This is a genomic window from Pseudomonas migulae (assembly GCF_043225285.1).
GTDB classification, from domain to species: Bacteria; Pseudomonadota; Gammaproteobacteria; order Pseudomonadales; family Pseudomonadaceae; genus Aquipseudomonas; species Aquipseudomonas migulae_C.
In genome coordinates, this window is the sequence record NZ_CP171224.1 from 2,411,418 (window position 1) to 2,424,098 (window position 12,681).

Annotated in this window: 12 protein-coding genes; 3 read left to right on the forward strand and 9 right to left on the reverse strand. The window is 58.1% G+C overall.

Annotated features, from left to right (window positions below):
* Window positions 1-657, forward strand: coding sequence for an HAD family hydrolase (locus tag ACF6ZU_RS11175; protein WP_392892341.1), 657 nt, complete (start codon window positions 1-3; stop codon window positions 655-657).
* A gap of 93 nt (window positions 658-750) precedes the next feature.
* Here the strand turns inward: ACF6ZU_RS11175 and ACF6ZU_RS11180 are convergent, their stop codons facing one another.
* Window positions 751-1,176: a DUF2269 domain-containing protein gene (locus ACF6ZU_RS11180; RefSeq protein WP_392892344.1), complete on the reverse strand. Its 426-nt coding sequence runs from the start codon at window positions 1,174-1,176 to the stop codon at window positions 751-753.
* A 39-nt stretch (window positions 1,177-1,215) separates the two neighbouring features.
* Window positions 1,216-2,730: a threonine ammonia-lyase, biosynthetic gene (gene ilvA, locus ACF6ZU_RS11185; RefSeq protein ID WP_392892346.1), complete on the reverse strand. Its 1,515-nt coding sequence runs from the start codon at window positions 2,728-2,730 to the stop codon at window positions 1,216-1,218.
* 300 nt (window positions 2,731-3,030) lie between these two features.
* On the opposite strand from ilvA, the gene rpiA reads away from it, so the two are divergent.
* On the forward strand, window positions 3,031-3,705 hold the full coding sequence (gene rpiA / locus ACF6ZU_RS11190) for a ribose-5-phosphate isomerase RpiA (protein ID WP_017341330.1): 675 nt from the start codon (window positions 3,031-3,033) through the stop codon (window positions 3,703-3,705).
* Window positions 3,706-3,826: 121 nt separating this feature from the next.
* Here the strand turns inward: rpiA and ACF6ZU_RS11195 are convergent, their stop codons facing one another.
* The 4 genes from ACF6ZU_RS11195 to ACF6ZU_RS11210 form a co-directional block, all read right to left on the reverse strand.
* The gene (locus ACF6ZU_RS11195; protein WP_392892349.1) at window positions 3,827-4,744 is read right to left on the reverse strand and encodes an SdiA-regulated domain-containing protein; all 918 of its coding nucleotides are present in this window, start codon (window positions 4,742-4,744) and stop codon (window positions 3,827-3,829) included.
* Between the two features lie 116 nt (window positions 4,745-4,860).
* Window positions 4,861-5,790, reverse strand: coding sequence for an SdiA-regulated domain-containing protein (locus ACF6ZU_RS11200; protein ID WP_392892351.1), 930 nt, complete (start codon window positions 5,788-5,790; stop codon window positions 4,861-4,863).
* A gap of 265 nt (window positions 5,791-6,055) precedes the next feature.
* On the reverse strand, window positions 6,056-6,721 hold the full coding sequence (locus tag ACF6ZU_RS11205; protein ID WP_008026071.1) for a fumarylacetoacetate hydrolase family protein: 666 nt from the start codon (window positions 6,719-6,721) through the stop codon (window positions 6,056-6,058).
* A 37-nt stretch (window positions 6,722-6,758) separates the two neighbouring features.
* Window positions 6,759-8,153 (reverse strand): FAD-binding oxidoreductase, encoded by a 1,395-nt coding sequence (locus tag ACF6ZU_RS11210; protein WP_392892353.1) that lies wholly within the window; start codon window positions 8,151-8,153, stop codon window positions 6,759-6,761.
* A gap of 206 nt (window positions 8,154-8,359) precedes the next feature.
* Here ACF6ZU_RS11210 and serA point away from each other — a divergent pair, with 206 nt between their 5' ends.
* Entirely contained in the window at window positions 8,360-9,589 is a 1,230-nt protein-coding gene (serA, locus tag ACF6ZU_RS11215; protein WP_392892355.1) for a phosphoglycerate dehydrogenase, read from the forward strand.
* A gap of 254 nt (window positions 9,590-9,843) precedes the next feature.
* Here serA and ACF6ZU_RS11220 read toward each other — a convergent pair whose 3' ends face one another.
* The 3 genes from ACF6ZU_RS11220 to ACF6ZU_RS11230 form a co-directional block, all read right to left on the reverse strand.
* On the reverse strand, window positions 9,844-10,116 hold the full coding sequence (locus ACF6ZU_RS11220; RefSeq protein ID WP_392892357.1) for a hypothetical protein: 273 nt from the start codon (window positions 10,114-10,116) through the stop codon (window positions 9,844-9,846).
* Window positions 10,116-11,888, reverse strand: a complete 1,773-nt coding sequence (locus ACF6ZU_RS11225; protein WP_392892359.1) for an S-type pyocin domain-containing protein — start codon at window positions 11,886-11,888, stop codon at window positions 10,116-10,118. Before ACF6ZU_RS11225 ends, ACF6ZU_RS11220 begins: the two co-directional genes overlap by 1 nt.
* A gap of 273 nt (window positions 11,889-12,161) precedes the next feature.
* Window positions 12,162-12,587: a DUF4399 domain-containing protein gene (locus tag ACF6ZU_RS11230; RefSeq protein ID WP_392892361.1), complete on the reverse strand. Its 426-nt coding sequence runs from the start codon at window positions 12,585-12,587 to the stop codon at window positions 12,162-12,164.
* Window positions 12,588-12,681: the final 94 nt, after the last annotated feature.

Consider the following 12,681-nt stretch of genomic DNA (forward strand, 5'->3'; position numbering starts at 1 on the left):
ATGCGGCTGGCTTTATTCGACTTGGACAACACCCTTCTGGGCGGCGACAGCGACCACGCCTGGGGCGATTACCTGTGCGAGCGCGGCTTCCTCGACGCCGTCGCCTACAAGACGCGCAACGATGAGTTCTATCAGGATTACCTGGCCGGCAAGCTGGATAACGCCGCCTACCTGAACTTTTGTCTGGAAGTGCTCGGCCGCACCGAGATGGCCACGCTGGATCAATGGCACCAGGACTACATGCGCGATTGCATCGAGCCGATCGTGTTGCCAAAAGCCCTGGCCCTGCTGGCCAAGCACCGTGACGCAGGCGACAAGCTGGTGATCATCACCGCGACCAACCGCTTTGTGACCGCACCGATTGCCGTGCGCCTGGGCGTCGAAACCCTGATCGCCACTGAGTGCGAGATGGTCGATGGCCGCTACACCGGGCGCAGCACCGACGTGCCGTGCTTCCGTGAAGGCAAGGTGACGCGACTCAATCGCTGGCTGGAAGAGACCGGGCATTCGCTGGAAGACAGCTATTTCTACAGCGACTCGATGAATGATCTGCCGCTGCTGGATCAGGTGGCGAATCCGGTGGCGGTTGATCCGGACCCGAATTTGCGTGCCGAGGCCGAGAAGCGTGGTTGGCCGGTGATCAGTCTGCGCGACTGATATCGCCATCGCGAGCAGGCTCGCTCCTACATTGGAATGCGTTCCATTGTAGGAGCGAGCCTGCTCGCGATTGGGTCGACTCGGTGTCACGCGTTAAACAGGCTTGGCACCCATCAATCCGGCAATCGCGATAAAACAGACGAAGCTGAACAACGCCAAGGCAAAGGTGAATTTGCCGCTGCCTCCCGGCGCCTTGCGCAATTTGTTCAGCCGCACCAGCAACCAGAACCAGCCCAGCGCCGCCACGGTGTAAAGCACACTGGACGCCAGCAACCACGTCTGCCCCAGCGGCCAGCCCACCAAATGCACCATCCACCAGCCCGTAAACGGCATGCTCAGCAGCGCCAACCCCATCAACAACCAGATGAACACACGCGGACGTTGCAGAGTGCGGCTTGCCGCCGTCGCGTCGCCATTGCGCCTGGTGCGCCAGACCCAGATCGCGAGCCCTAGCGCACTGAGCAACAGCAGCACCGTTGCCACGACATGGGCCACTTTCAGGGCGGTTAACGTTTCCATGGTTCGAATTCCTTATGACCTGCCCATCAGCGTAGCCGCTCAGCCAAGAAACAGCTGATAGGCCGGGTTGTCGCTTTCGTCCCAGTACGGGTAGCCGATTTCTTCCAGCGCCGCCGGCACCAGGTGACGCTCCTCGTGAGGCACTTGCAGGCCCGCGACCACTCGGCCATCCGCCGCGCCGTGGTTGCGGTAGTGGAACATCGAGATGTTCCAGCGCCCGCCGAGCTTGTTGAGGAAGTTGAACAGCGCTCCTGGCCGCTCCGGGAATTCGAAACGCAGCACCACTTCGTCAACGACCTGGGCCGCACGGCCGCCGACCATGTGCCGGATGTGCAACTTGGCCAGTTCGTTGTCGGTCAGGTCCAGCACCGGGAACCCCTGTTCGGTCAGGCTGGCAAGCAGCGCGCTGCGCGGATCGTTCTCCGGGTGCGTCTGCACGCCGACGAAGATGTGCGCTTCGCTGCCGGTGTTGTAGCGGTAGTTGAATTCGGTGATCTGGCGCTTGCCGATGGCTTCGCAGAAGGCCTTGAAGCTGCCCGGTTTCTCGGGAATGGTCACAGCGATGATGGCTTCGCGGCCTTCACCCAGTTCGGCGCGCTCGGCCACATGGCGCAGGCGGTCGAAGTTGACGTTGGCGCCGGAATCGATGGCGACGAAGGTATGGCCGGTGACCGAGTGCTGCTCGACGTATTTCTTGATCCCGGCTACGCCCAGGGCGCCGGCAGGTTCAGTGATCGAGCGGGTATCGTCGTAGATATCCTTGATCGCCGCGCAGATCTCGTCGGTGCTGACGGTGATCACTTCGTCGACGTAATCCTTGCAGATATCGAAGGTGTGCTGCCCGATCTGAGCCACCGCGACGCCATCGGCGAAAATGCCCACGGTCGGCAGCACCACACGCTCGCCCGCAGCCATGGCGGCTTGCAGGCAGTTCGAATCATCCGGCTCGACGCCGATGATCTTGATGTCCGGGCGCAGGTATTTCACGTACGCCGCGATGCCGGCGATCAGCCCGCCGCCGCCCACCGGAACGAAGATCGCATCCAGGCGCCCCGGGTGCTGGCGCAGAATCTCCATCGCCACCGTGCCCTGCCCGGCAATGGTGTGGGGATCATCGTACGGGTGAATGTAGACGTAGCCTTTTTCGTCGACCAGTTTCAGCGAATAGGCCAGGGCTTCCGGGAACGAATCCCCGTGCAGCACCACTTTGCCGCCGCGCGAACGCACGCCTTCGACTTTGATTTCCGGGGTGGTCTTGGGCATGACGATGGTGGCTTTGACGCCAAGCACTTTCGCCGCCAGGGCCAGGCCTTGCGCGTGATTGCCCGCCGAGGCGGTCACGACACCGCGTGCGCGCTCTTCATCGCTCAGCTGCGTGAGCTTGTTGTAGGCACCGCGAATCTTGAACGAGAACACCGGCTGCAAGTCTTCGCGCTTGAGCCAGACACTGTTGCCCAGCCGCTCGGAGAGCTGGCGGGCAGTCTGCAATGGGGTTTCTACGGCAACGTCATAAACGCGCGAGGTGAGGATCTTTTTGACGTACTGTTCGAGCATCGGAAAGCATCACTGGGCGGGTTGGGCAGGGTCAGGGAGTCTAACCCGGCTTTCGGCCGGGCGACCACACCAAACAGATGGCTTTGCGGTAACGTCCGCCCTTGTAGGAGCGAGCCTGCTCGCGATGGACCTCAACGATAACGCGTAAAACCAGATGCCCAGCGGCGCCCTTGTGTTTTTCGCGAGCAAGCTCGCTCCTACAGGGATTGGGGGCGGTCTGCCAATCGGGCAATGACCTTGATCGCACCGGGGCCTATAATGCCGGCCTTCGTTTTCCCCTTGCCCGCTTTCGGAGCCCGCATGACCCAGGATCAACTCAAACAGGCAGTGGCCCAGGCCGCCGTCGACTTCATCCTCCCGAAACTCGATGACAAGAGCATCGTCGGGGTCGGCACCGGCTCCACCGCCAACTGCTTCATCGACGCACTGGCCCAGCACAAGGGCGCGTTCGACGGCGCCGTCGCCAGCTCCGAAGCCACTGCCGCGCGCCTCAAGGGCCATGGCATTCCGGTGTATGAGCTCAATACCGTCAGCGACCTGGAGTTCTATGTCGACGGCGCCGATGAAAGCGACGAACACCTGAACCTGATCAAGGGCGGCGGCGCAGCCCTGACCCGCGAGAAGATCGTCGCGGCCGTGGCCAAGACCTTCATCTGCATCGCCGACGCCAGCAAACTGGTACCGGTCCTCGGCGCCTTCCCACTCCCGGTGGAAGTGATCCCGATGGCCCGCAGCCACGTGGCCCGCGAGCTGGTGAAGCTGGGCGGCGACCCGGTTTACCGTGAAGGCGTGCTGACCGACAACGGCAACATCATTCTGGATGTGTTCAACATGCAGATCACCAACCCGGTGGAGCTGGAGTCGCAGATCAATGCGATCGTCGGCGTGGTGACCAACGGTTTGTTTGCCGCGCGTCCGGCGGACCTGCTGTTGCTGGGCACCAGCGAAGGCGTCAAGACACTGCGCGCCCAATAAGCCAAACGCACAATCCTGTAGGAGCCGGCTTGCCGGCGATCGCGGTGTAACAGTCAACTTAGATGTTGAATGTCACGGCCTCATCGCCGGCAAGCCGGCTCCTACAGGGATTGTGTTGGTTTCAGGGTTGGGCGGGTTTCTTGAAAACGTAGAACAGGTTCGGCTCGCTGACGAGATACAGGGTGCCGTCGTCGTCCATGGCGATCCCTTCCGCTTGCGGCACGGTCTTCTGTAATCCCTGACGCCCCTTGTTCAGCGACATTGTGCTCAACGGACGCCCGTCCACATCAAGCTCCAGAATCAGTCGCGACTCGTCAGACAGTGCCAGCAAATGGCCGCTGCGCTCATCGTATTGCAGGCTCGACAGGTCCCGCACAAACATCCCCGCATCGCGCTTGGGATTGTTGACCACGTGCACCGCGTAGGATTTTTCCGGGTTGTAATGGGGAAAACCCTGCACTTCATAGATCAGCATCGGGTCGCGTTCCTTGGCGACAAACAAGCGCTTACCCACTGAATCGTAGGCCAGGCCTTCGAAACCCTTATTGCCGCTCATGTGCACGCCGAGGGTCATCTGCTCGGCTTCCGCTGCGTCGAGGAACGTCGTGTCCTTCTCCAGGTGAATTTTGATCAGCCGCTGCTGGCGCTCGTCGGTGATGACATAGGTGTTGGCGCTGATGAACTCGACCGCTTCAGGATCGCCGAATCCGACCAGCGCGATACGCCGGATGATCCGGCCTTCCAGCGACAGCTCGATCAGCTCGGAGTTTTTATTGGTGACCGTGAACAGGCTTTTGCGTACCGGATCGAAGGTCAGCGCCGACACATCGTCGTCCAGTCCCTCGATGACCCGGCCCTCGACCGCGACCTGATAATGAGCCAGGCCGATGGACTGAGTGCTTTCCGGCTGCCAGAGCGTGTGCAGATTGAACCAGGCGCGCTCGAACAGCCGCATGTATTGGCCGACCGCAACCAGCGCGACCAGCACTATCACCGAAAGGATCAGAATCAGGGGTTTGGGGCGGGCAAGTCGGCGCATTCAGGCAAGCTCGAAATCAGAACGGGTGGATGAAATACCACGGCAGTCTGAATTGAAGCTTAAAGGCCGTTGGGCGGGTCCTACAACTGAGCGTCGCGCGTCCTACAAATCGCGCATCAGTGCTGCTTTTCGAAACGATAGAACAGGTTCGGCTCACTCACCATGTAAAGCGTGCCCGCCTCATCCATGGTCACGCCTTCGGCGCGTGGAATGGTTTTCTTCAGACCGTTGAAGCCGCCCAGCAAGGTCATGAAACTCACCTGCTCACCCTTCTCGTCCAGCTCCAGCAACAGGTGGGAATCGGCGGACAACACCAGCGTATGCCGGGTGCGCGGATCAATGGCCAGCGCCGACAGGTTGCGGATGTCCAGGGCGTCGCTGGCCAGTTTCTGCTTGTCACCCGTGAGCGTCACGCCATCGGCGCTTTTCCAGGTGAACAGCGCCGGTGGCCGCTCTTCGCCCAGCAGCATTTGCTTGTTGGCCGCGTCCCAGACGACGGCTTCAAACGCTTTGTTCTGGTCTTTCGACGGACCGAGGTCGTATTTCGGGAAGTTGGCGATGTTCAGTTCGCGGGTATCCGCATCAACCTTGACGATGGTCAGCAAATGCTCGCGCTCGTCGACGATGGCCAGCAGACCGTTACCCATGACCGTCACGGCTTCGGGATTGCTCCAGCCCACCAGTGGCATTTTGCGCAACACGTCGCCCTGCAGGTTCAGCTCGGCGAGGAACGGGTTCTTGCCCATGACCGAGAACAGGGTTTTGGTTTGAGGATCGTAGGCCAGGTCGGAGGCTTCGTCCTTTTCCATCCCCACCAGTGGCTTGGCATCGATCACTGCACGGTAATCCGGGAGCCAGATACTTTCCTGGCGCTCGGCCGGGCTTTCGAAACGCTCCAGCACCCAGAGCACACCGCGATCATCCCAATGCATGGCGAACGCGAGGCCATAGGCAGCGGCCACGGCCAGCAATAACCAGGCATACCAGCGCATGAAAAAGCGCGGGCGGCGGGCAGTTTTAAGCGTGGTCAGCGGTGGGATGGCCATCGGGGGATGCGTTCCAGAAATTCAGGCTAAGGGTAATAGCACAATTGGGACCGGCTCAGACGCCAGAAGCCCGGGAATTATCCAGACAAGATGTGAAAAAAACGGCAAATGGCGGGATTGCCCTGCTTGAGCGCCGGTTTCTTCGGGTCGGAACACAATCCCTGTAGGAGCCGGCTTGCCGGCGATGGCTATACAACATTCAACATCTCTATCGAATGTTGCACCGCTATCGCCGGCAAGCCGGCTCCTACAGAGGTGCGGTGTGTTAGCGGACGCTGCTGGTGAAGCTGCTCGCGCCTGGCAGCTCCAGGACGATCTCGTCACCCACATTCAGCGGACCGACACCCACCGGCGTGCCCGTGAGGATCACGTCACCGGCCTGCAGCGAAAAGCAGCCGGCCATGTGCTGGATCATCGGCACGATCGGGTTGAGCATCGCGCTGCTGTTGCCGTCCTGGCGCACTTCACCATTGATGGTCAGACGGATGCCGATGTCGGTCAGGTCGGCAAAGGTGCTGCCGGACACGAACGGAGCGATCACCGCCGCGCCGTCGAAGGACTTGGCGATTTCCCAGGGCAAACCCTTGGATTTCAGCTCGGCCTGCTTGTCGCGCAAGGTCAGGTCGAGGGCCGGGGCGAAACCGGAGATCGCATCGAGCACTTCTTCACGGCTGGGCTTGGTCGACAAAGGCTTGCCGATCAACACCGCGATTTCCGCTTCGTAATGCACCGAGCCGCGCTCGGTCGGAATGCTGAAACCGCCTTCCAGAGGCACGACGCAGCTGCCCGGCTTGATGAACAGCAGGGGTTCCGTTGGGACCGGGTTGTCCAGTTCCTTGGCGTGTTCGGCGTAGTTACGGCCGATGCAGACCACTTTCCCCAGCGGGAAGTGGATACGCGTACCGTCGACATACTGGTGCTGATAGCTCATTGACCGACTCCTGGTTCGTAGCTTTTAAGTTCGAAAGTCAAACAGCGAAAATCTTGCCCGGGTTCATGATGCCATTCGGGTCGAACACCGCTTTCACGGCTTTCATGTACTCGATCTCAACCGGGGAACGGCTGTAGGTCAGGTAATCACGCTTGGTCATGCCTACGCCGTGTTCGGCGGAAATCGAACCGTTGTACTTCTCGACGGTTTCGAACACCCACTTGTTCACGGTCGCGCACTTGGCGAAGAACTCGTCCTTGCTCAGGTTATCCGGCTTGAGGATGTTCAAGTGCAGATTGCCGTCGCCGATGTGGCCGAACCAGACGATTTCGAAATCCGGGTAGTGCTCGCCGACGATGGCGTCGATTTCTTTCAGGAAGGCCGGGACTTTCGACACGGTGACCGAAATGTCGTTCTTGTACGGCGTCCAGTGGGAGATGGTTTCGGAAATGTATTCGCGCAGCTTCCACAGGTTCTGCAACTGGGTTTCGCTCTGGCTCATCACGCCATCCAGCACCCAGCCCTGTTCGACGCAGTGCTCGAAGGTTTCCAGAGCATGGTTGGCCACGTCTTCGGTGGTCGCTTCGAATTCCAGCAGCGCATAGATCGGGCAGTCGGTTTCGAACGGTGCCGGCACGTCGCCGCGCCCCATGACCTTGGCCAGGGCCTTGTCGGAGAAGAATTCGAAGGCGGTCAGGTCGAGCTTGCTCTGGAAGGCGTGCAGCACCGGCATGATCGAATCGAAATCGGTGGTGCCGAGGACCATGGCAGTGAGGTTTTTCGGGGCACGGTCCAGGCGCATGGTCGCTTCGACCACAAACCCGAGGGTGCCCTCGGCGCCGATGAACAGCTGACGCATGTCGTAACCGGTGGCGTTCTTGATCAGGTCGCGGTTCAGTTCCAGCACATCGCCCTTGCCGGTGACCACTTTCATGCCGGCGACCCAGTTACGGGTCATGCCGTAGCGAATGACCTTGATCCCGCCGGCATTGGTGCCGATGTTGCCGCCAATCTGGCTCGAACCTGCAGAGGCGAAGTCCACCGGGTAGTACAGGCCCTTTTCCTCGGCAACGTTCTGCAAATGTTCGGTCACGACGCCTGGCTGACAAACGGCAGTGCGGTCGGTGAGGTTCACGTCGAGGATCTGGTTCATGTAGTCGAAGGACACGACCACTTCGCCATTCGCCGCCACGGCTGCCGCGGAAAGCCCGGTGCGTCCGCCGGACGGCACCAGCGCCACTTTGTGCTGATTGGCCCAGAGGACGATGGCCTGGACCTGCTCGGTGGTCTTCGGAAACACGATGGCAGTCGGGGCCGGGGCGAAATGTTTGGTCCAATCCTTGCCGTAAGCGTTCAGGGAGTCGGCATCGGTCAGCACCTTGCCAGGCTCGACCAGGGTCTTCAGTTCATCAATCAGGGCAGGATTGGTCATCGACAGAACTCTCGAACAATTCATGGTCATCCTGAGAACGCTTCACGTCGCAGGAATGAGTGTTTAGCGGGGCGCCTATGCTAGCATACGGACCCCGCAGGGTAGTGCCGAAAGGCTGTTCTGCGGCGACGGCCCACTTGCCGTCCGGGTCAGCTCCAGGCTGCTCCATTTCCTGCCATTTTTCTCCGGGATACAGGTTTACGCAGATGAGCAAGACTTCTCTCGATAAGAGCAAGATCAAGTTCCTTCTTCTCGAAGGCGTCCACCAATCGGCTGTCGACGTTCTCAAGTCGGCGGGCTACACCAGCATCGAGTACCTCACCGGTTCTCTGCCGGAAGCCCAGCTGAAGGAAAAGATCGCTGATGCACACTTCATCGGCATTCGCTCCCGCACTCAACTGACCGAAGAGATCTTCGATCACGCGAAGAAGCTCGTGGCTGTCGGGTGTTTCTGCATCGGCACCAACCAGGTTGACCTGAGCGCAGCGCGCGAACGCGGCATCGCAGTGTTCAACGCTCCGTACTCCAACACCCGCTCCGTGGCCGAGCTGGTGCTGGCCGAAGCGATCCTGTTGCTGCGCGGCATCCCTGAGAAGAACGCTTCCTGCCACCGTGGCGGCTGGATCAAGAGCGCGGCCAACTCCTTCGAGATCCGCGGCAAGAAGCTGGGCATCGTCGGTTACGGCTCGATCGGTACGCAATTGTCGGTCCTGGCTGAAGGCCTGGGCATGCAGGTGTACTTCTACGACACCGTGACCAAGCTGCCACTGGGTAACGCCACCCAGGTCGGCAACCTGCACGAGCTGCTGGGCATGTCCGACATCGTGACCCTGCACGTTCCGGAAACCGCAGCCACCCAGTGGATGATCGGCGAGAAGGAAATCCGCGCCATCAAGAAGGGCGGCATCCTGATCAACGCCGCACGCGGCACCGTGGTCGAACTGCAAGCCCTGGCGGACGCGATCAAGGACAAGCACCTGATCGGCGCGGCCATCGACGTCTTCCCGGTGGAGCCACGCTCCAACGACGAAGAGTTCGAAAGCCCGCTGCGTGGCCTGGACAACGTGATCCTGACCCCGCACATCGGTGGTTCCACCGCTGAAGCACAGGCCAACATCGGTCTGGAAGTGGCGGAAAAACTGGTCAAGTACAGCGACAACGGTACTTCGGTATCGTCGGTGAACTTCCCGGAAGTGGCCCTGCCGGCTCACCCTGGCAAGCACCGCCTGCTGCACATCCACGAGAACATTCCGGGTGTGATGAGCGAGATCAACAAGGTCTTCGCCGAAAACAGCATCAACATCTCCGGTCAGTTCCTGCAGACCAACGAGAAAGTCGGCTACGTGGTGATCGACGTCGATGCCGAGTACTCGGACCTGGCGCAAGAGAAGCTGCAGCACATCAACGGCACTATCCGTAGCCGCGTGTTGTTCTGATCGCAACTGTAGGAGCGAGCTCTGCTCGCGAAAAACGTGCGGACGCCGTGGGTCCCATTGGCGTCCAGCGTTTAAAAATGGGGAGCCCCTCGGCGTGATGCCGAAGGGCTCCCTTTTTGTTAACTGTCTAACGCTGAAACAATCGTAAACCTATCTCCAGACCGGAAAGAGTCCAATCACCAACATCAGGAAGCCGGACGCCCACAAACAATAGTTTCTAATCACGCCCTAAAATTGACAGGCGTTTAGCAATATCAATCAAAGGTATATTTACCCTCTACCATGAATATGGGTTCTCTCCAGTTAGGCCCCCTCACAATTCCGCCCCCACTAAATTCTACAAAACCAGCATCACGCATACTTCTCACGAGATTTAACAGCCCCATGTTATCCCCCACATGCGCCCACCCAGTCACATTGTAGAGTCTGTCCAGTTGAGGAAAGGATATTCCTAACTCATTTTTTGTGAAAAATAGAATCACCTCTTCAGGTTTTTCGTTACGCATAATTTCGTCTATGACACCCATTATTTCATCCCTCCCAGTTGCCTGTACTCTCTTTCCCTTTGTTTTTTATCCGCTTCTACTGCATCAGGTGTGTAGAGTAATTCAGAAGCATCCTTGAGTTTGTAGTCTTCCAAGGTCGCCGCGTGGGTATTATTCCAAGTAGCACCTTCATCATCTGGATTTACACCGTCAGCCACCCCTAATGCCCTGAAGCGCTCAAACTCTCTTAACTCATGAGTATAGAAACGTTTGTCGATGGCCGCGACTATTAGTTTACCTTGGAGAATTTTTTCCAAACGTTCAATCATGATTGCATTAGCATCCGAAGGTCCGAAGCGCCCCGTATGCAGTTTGACAAGGTCAATACCCGCTTGAGTCACGGCAGCACTCGTCCAATCCAGATCCAGGATTGGACCTCCAGCTTTGGCAGGATTGAACAATCGACCGCTGTACTTTCCTCGCGTGGTAGCCCCTTCATAGGGACTGTTAAAAACAACGTAAATCGGCGGCAAGCCACTGTTGATCGGAAAGCAATAAATACAATCCCTGAAATCCGGCAACTGGAATGCAGGATATGTTTCGGGCTGCACAAGTAGTGGCAACAGCTCAACACCTGTGTAACGCGGTACTTCCACGGGCCTGGCAGGTGAAGTTGTCGAACTGTTGTCCCAGTGGACAATGGGAAACCCGAGGGTGATGGGCGGTGTGGCGGCGGAGGTAAAACTATAGCTATTGGTCTTCTGGTCGAACTCCAACGCCCTGACTGGCACCGCCGGCGAAATGCGCCCTCCCGCCGGTGTCGCAACGAGGGTGTATTGGCCAAGGTCACCATAAATCCGATAAGGAAGATCGATGGTTCCTTCGCTAGCGGCGATTTCATTAAGGTTGGTCGGTGCATCTGGCAAGACTGCACGACCCGATAGCTTGAGAACCGTTTGAGGATAACGCTCACCATTCCCCAGAGCGGGCGAATAGATCAAGGTGCCAATCCCTATCCCCATCGCTCGACTGAGCAGTGTTTCTCCCAAACTTGCCAACAACAGAGTGGCTTTACGGATTGCTGCCTCGAAGGTCCAACCGTCCGCACTTTGGAGCGTAGCGGCACCCGCCACAGTTACCACCTGTGCGGATTGACCAAGGGTTAAATTGAAGCTGTAGGCAGTTTCGCCTCTAGCCAAGGCAGAATGGATCGCGTTATCTATAGATGGAGAAGCGTCCTCTAGAATGGAAACAGCCTCGACAAGGATTCGTTTAACGTAGGCGGCTGTCAGAGATATCAGAAAGTTTTCATAATAGTCTCGGCGTTCTTCTTCGTGCTCCACTGTATCCACATAAGCCGCGAATAGCTCGGCACTTTCCATACTGTCCAACGACAATGCATCTACGCCAAAGAACATATCCGCGTCATGCCAGCTCCTGTTCCCCCTGATTTGCTGCAGAAGCTCGACAACAACGAATTTCTTTTTTAGAACACCTTCCAGCTCATTGAACAGATGAGCATCATCGGATGAACTTATCCGCCCCTCTATTTCGTTTCGCACACCTGCCATGCCACTCGAAAAAGCACTGCCTATCTGATCCTGAACCGAAAGTGCTATCACTACCAACTTTGAATATGCGTCGTGCTCTTTATCAATAGCTTCAATACGGTAAGCCACAGTAACCGCCGGAACAGCGCCATCCCATTTCAGAGCACTGTTGAAGCTTGACAGATCTCCTGGATATTTCTGGGATGGGTTAGGCAGAGTATTCGACGACTCCAATGACGGAGGAAAAGAGATTGGTTTTTGCATGCAACAATCCTTGTAATAATTTTAATTCCATTTGGTAAAACACCTAAGTTATGCCGCAACGACGACACCCTATCAACAGCAAAAAAATTGCTGCATATATCGTAATTAAAGATGTGGTAAGTCCCTCAAGAATTGGCCCTGCCGGCTCACCCTGGCAAGCACCGTCGGCAGCACATCAACGGCACTATCCGTAGCCGCGTGTTGTTCTGATCGCGATTTAAGCGACAAAAAAAGGAGACCTTCGGGTCTCCTTTTTCTTGGGCGCTACTATGGTTACTTGACGTTGACCGTGATTTTCTTCGACACGATCGGCGGATCGAACGGCATGTGGCCGCTGTCGCCCAGTTCCAGCTGCAGCGTGTGCTTGCCCGGGGCCAGCTTGATATCGGCCTGGGTCTGCGCCTTGCCGAAATGCATGTGGTTGGCGTCCACCGGAATCGGCGCACCGGCGGCAGGCAGTTTGTCGACGTCGATCAGCAAGTGGTGATGACCGGTGTTTTTGGTGACATCACCCGCGGGCGCCAACGCGATGTTTTCGACAGCGAACTTGACGGTGAAGGTTTCAGGGACCGTGGCACCGTCCGCGGGAGAAACGATGGACACTTCTGCACCCTTGGGTGCTGGCGTAGCGGCACTGGCCAGCACGGAAACGCCCATCAACAGGCCAGCCAATGCTGCTCGTGACATAAAGGTTTTCATTCTCTTCTCCAGTTTTTTCGTAAAATCCGCGCGGCCATGACAACTTCACGGCCATTCGTTGTCGAAGGCTCTCGACAACCATAGCAAAGCGAGC

Excerpts from the sequence above, each read along its gene's own strand:
- ACF6ZU_RS11175 (WP_392892341.1), top strand. The coding sequence starts at position 1 with ATGCGGCTGGCTTTATTCGACTTGGACAACACCCTTCTGGGCGGCGAC.
- ACF6ZU_RS11180 (WP_392892344.1), bottom strand. The coding sequence starts at position 1,176 with ATGGAAACGTTAACCGCCCTGAAAGTGGCCCATGTCGTGGCAACGGTG.
- ilvA (WP_392892346.1), bottom strand. The coding sequence starts at position 2,730 with ATGCTCGAACAGTACGTCAAAAAGATCCTCACCTCGCGCGTTTATGAC.
- rpiA (WP_017341330.1), top strand. The coding sequence starts at position 3,031 with ATGACCCAGGATCAACTCAAACAGGCAGTGGCCCAGGCCGCCGTCGAC.
- ACF6ZU_RS11195 (WP_392892349.1), bottom strand. The coding sequence starts at position 4,744 with ATGCGCCGACTTGCCCGCCCCAAACCCCTGATTCTGATCCTTTCGGTG.
- ACF6ZU_RS11200 (WP_392892351.1), bottom strand. The coding sequence starts at position 5,790 with ATGGCCATCCCACCGCTGACCACGCTTAAAACTGCCCGCCGCCCGCGC.
- ACF6ZU_RS11205 (WP_008026071.1), bottom strand. The coding sequence starts at position 6,721 with ATGAGCTATCAGCACCAGTATGTCGACGGTACGCGTATCCACTTCCCG.
- ACF6ZU_RS11210 (WP_392892353.1), bottom strand. The coding sequence starts at position 8,153 with ATGACCAATCCTGCCCTGATTGATGAACTGAAGACCCTGGTCGAGCCT.
- serA (WP_392892355.1), top strand. The coding sequence starts at position 8,360 with ATGAGCAAGACTTCTCTCGATAAGAGCAAGATCAAGTTCCTTCTTCTC.
- ACF6ZU_RS11220 (WP_392892357.1), bottom strand. The coding sequence starts at position 10,116 with ATGGGTGTCATAGACGAAATTATGCGTAACGAAAAACCTGAAGAGGTG.
- ACF6ZU_RS11225 (WP_392892359.1), bottom strand. The coding sequence starts at position 11,888 with ATGCAAAAACCAATCTCTTTTCCTCCGTCATTGGAGTCGTCGAATACT.
- ACF6ZU_RS11230 (WP_392892361.1), bottom strand. The coding sequence starts at position 12,587 with ATGAAAACCTTTATGTCACGAGCAGCATTGGCTGGCCTGTTGATGGGC.